The following is an 838-nucleotide window of genomic DNA, read 5'->3' on the forward strand; positions in this document are numbered from 1 at the left end:
CTAGGCTCAGGACCTATTAATTTGGTCTGAGGAGTGATTCAGTGCCTCTGCGATGGAGGTGCTGATGGGTGATCTGTTTCTTCTGAGCGAGCGCCAGATGGCGCGGATCTCACCGTATTTCCCATTGGCTCATGGCGTGCCGCGGGTGGATGACCAGCGGGTTGTCAGCGGGATCGTGTACGTGATCCGCAATGGGTTGCAATGGAAGGACGCCCCCAAGGAATACGGACCGCACAAGACGCTCTACAACAGGTTCATGCGATGGAGCCGGCTGGGCGTGTTCGACCGGATCTTCGCGGCCCTGGCGGGCGAAGGTCCCAAGCCGGAGCGGATCATGATCGATGCCACCCACCTGAAGGCGCACCGGACCGCAGCGAGCCTGCTCAAAAAGGGGCTATTCCCCGTCGTATCGGGCGCACGAAAGGCGGCCTGAACTCCAAGCTCCATGCCGTCTGCGATGGCGCCGGCAAGCCCATCATCCTGCTGCTGTCCGAAGGCCAGATGAGCGACCATAAGGGCGCTCGGCTCGTCTTGGGAGCACTACCGGCGGGCTCCACGCTGATTGCCGACCGGGGCTACGACAGCAACTGGTTCCGGGCAGCGCTTGTCGAGAAGGACATCACGCCCTGCATYCCACCCACCAAGAGCCGCAAGGTGCCGATTGCCTACGACAAGACGCTGTATCGCCAGCGGCATAAGGTTGAGAACATGTTCGCCAAGCTCAAGGACTGGCGCCGGATCGCCACCCGCTACGACCGCTGCGCCCACACCTTCTTCTCAGCCATTTGCATCGCGGCTGCCGTCGCCTTCTACCTCAATTAACGAGTCCTGAGCCTAG

1 protein-coding gene is annotated in these 838 nt (G+C 61.4%); it reads left to right on the forward strand.

All coding sequences use genetic code 11. The features are described 5' to 3' along the window. The first annotated feature begins 64 nt into the window (after positions 1–64). A protein-coding gene (locus AB4097_RS21480; RefSeq protein ID WP_442043331.1) for an IS5 family transposase occupies positions 65–822 on the forward strand; the annotation gives its coding sequence in 2 pieces (ribosomal slippage) (positions 65–398 and positions 398–822; 759 coding nt in all). Positions 823–838: the final 16 nt, after the last annotated feature.

Origin of the sequence: Microvirga sp. 2MCAF35, assembly GCF_052115545.1 — a bacterium.
Taxonomy (GTDB): domain Bacteria; phylum Pseudomonadota; class Alphaproteobacteria; order Rhizobiales; family Beijerinckiaceae; genus Microvirga.